This is a genomic window from Dokdonella sp. (assembly GCF_049593775.1).
GTDB lineage: Bacteria > Pseudomonadota > Gammaproteobacteria > Xanthomonadales > Rhodanobacteraceae > Dokdonella.
Genome location: NZ_JBAWHJ010000469.1, coordinates 1 through 1913, shown reverse-complemented (window position 1 = coordinate 1913; position 1913 = coordinate 1). Strand labels below are relative to the sequence as shown.

The window sequence follows — 1913 nt, the reverse complement described above, 5'->3', positions numbered from 1 at the left end:
GTGCACACCTCAGCATTTCGACAGCGCCGCAGGCTCAGCCCTTCGCGATTGCCATACGCTCGTTGCAGCGCGAAGCCATACGCCTCGACCCAAAGTGGAATTTCGGCAACTACGACGACGAAAACTATCCTGAAACCGGCATGAGCATCGCGCGCAAGCTCGGTGTGATCACCTACCGTTCGGCAATGGAATGGGTCGGCCGGTTCGCCCGCATTCGCCTCGACTCCGATGAACGCGACGACGAACCGTTTGCCGTCGAGTTCCAGGTCGAGTCCTATCTGGCCGCACACGCCCGACGTTTCGTGCGCAGTTTCGACCCGAACTGCTATTTGTACCTGTCGCGAGCCAGCGACTGGTTCGACATTGGAGAACATGGCAACGGCAACGCACGAGCCGCCCTGGCCAGCATTGCCGTGGAGCGCGCACTCGTCATCGGCGTGAGTACCGATATCCTGTTTCCGCTTTCGCAGCAGGAGGAAATTGCAGAAGGGCTGCGTGAAGGTGGTGCGGATGTCGAGTTCGTCGCACTGGACAGCCCGCAGGGACACGATGCTTTCCTGGTCGACACCGAAGGATTTGGCGGCAAGATCGCGCCATTCATGGCGTCCCTGTAGAATCGGGCTGTTGATGTGGGCCGACGCAGGCGACAGGCCCGGCAATGGAACGTAAAGGAGTCCCAAGGATCATGCTAGCTCTTGATTTTCCAGGTTCGCGCAAGCTCGTCGAGGCACTCGACGATGCGGTTCGAAAGGATTGCACCACGGCAATCACCGATTCGCTGAGACAAACCTTGTGCAGCCTCATGCGTGACGACTCCGTCACCCTTCCGTGTTGCGTATTCGAGGCGGAAGCCGATCACTACGCTCGCCGCGAAATCTATTGCAGCGAAGACCTCGGCTACAGCGTAATAGCGATGACCTGGGGCCCTGGACAAGGCACCTCGATCCACGACCATTCCGGCATGTGGTGCGTCGAAGGCGTCTGGCATGGCCAGATTGAAGTCACCCCATACGAACTCGTCGAGCAGGATGAAGGGCTGTACCGGTTCGAATCACGCGGAACCATGCTGGCCGGTCCGGGATCCGCGGGCAGCCTGATTCCCCCGCACGAGTACCACACCATTCGCAATCCCAGTGACGACGCCGTTGCCGTTTCGCTGCACATCTATCGCGGGCCGATGACTTCTTGCGCTGTTTTCAGGAATGTAAGGGACAACTGGTATGACCGTGACCAGCGCCAACTTTCACTGGATCAGACGCATTGAAAGCGATCCGGGACTTGAATCAGGGGTATCGTTCTGGCGTATACTCCGCGCCCCCGCGCCGAAGTGGCGGAACTGGTAGACGCGCCGGACTCAAAATCCGGTTCTGGCAACAGAGTGCGAGTTCGATTCTCGCCTTCGGCACCACTGCTCGAATCCCCGCAATACTGTCGATCGGGCTTGCGCCCGGCATGACCGGCGCGGCATGATGCCAGTCACGAGACAACCTCAGCAGGGGAAGGTTGAGCAAGTGATTTTCCACCGGGATACTCCCAACGGACTGGTCGGCTGCGCATGATCGAATTCGGCCACAGTACGCACGTCGGCTTGCGTCGCGAGCACAACGAAGATACCTACTATGCCGATGCCGACATGGGAGTCTGGCTGGTTGCGGATGGCATGGGCGGTCACGAGCACGGCGAGGTTGCCAGCGCCATCGCGCGGGACACCCTGATTGCCGAGATCAACAAGGGCACGCCGCTGGTACGTGCAGTCCAGCTTGCTGACGAAGAAATCATCCGTCATTCCAATCGGCGCAGCGAAGCCCTGCCGATGGGCACGACCATCGCAGCCATGCGCCTCGTGGGCGAGAACGAATTCGAAATCGCATGGGTCGGCGACAGTCGCATCTATCTCTGGAACGGGGCCCTCA

General features: G+C 59.8%; 2 protein-coding genes, 1 tRNA gene and 1 pseudogene. All 4 read left to right on the top strand.

The window, feature by feature from the left end; genetic code table 11:
* A pseudogene (locus WBP53_RS16130) lies at positions 1 to 614 on the top strand (homoserine O-acetyltransferase MetX); the annotation flags it as partial.
* Between the two features lie 71 nt (positions 615 to 685).
* Positions 686 to 1264: a cysteine dioxygenase gene (locus WBP53_RS16125; RefSeq protein ID WP_423930759.1), complete on the top strand. Its 579-nt coding sequence runs from the start codon at positions 686 to 688 to the stop codon at positions 1262 to 1264.
* 57 nt (positions 1265 to 1321) lie between these two features.
* Positions 1322 to 1408 (top strand) — tRNA-Leu (locus WBP53_RS16120).
* A 147-nt stretch (positions 1409 to 1555) separates the two neighbouring features.
* Positions 1556 to 1913, top strand: a 358-nt coding sequence (locus tag WBP53_RS16115) for a PP2C family protein-serine/threonine phosphatase (protein ID WP_423930757.1), incomplete at its 3' end; no start/stop codon positions are given.

Excerpts from the sequence above, each read along its gene's own strand:
- WBP53_RS16125 (WP_423930759.1), top strand. The coding sequence starts at position 686 with ATGCTAGCTCTTGATTTTCCAGGTTCGCGCAAGCTCGTCGAGGCACTC.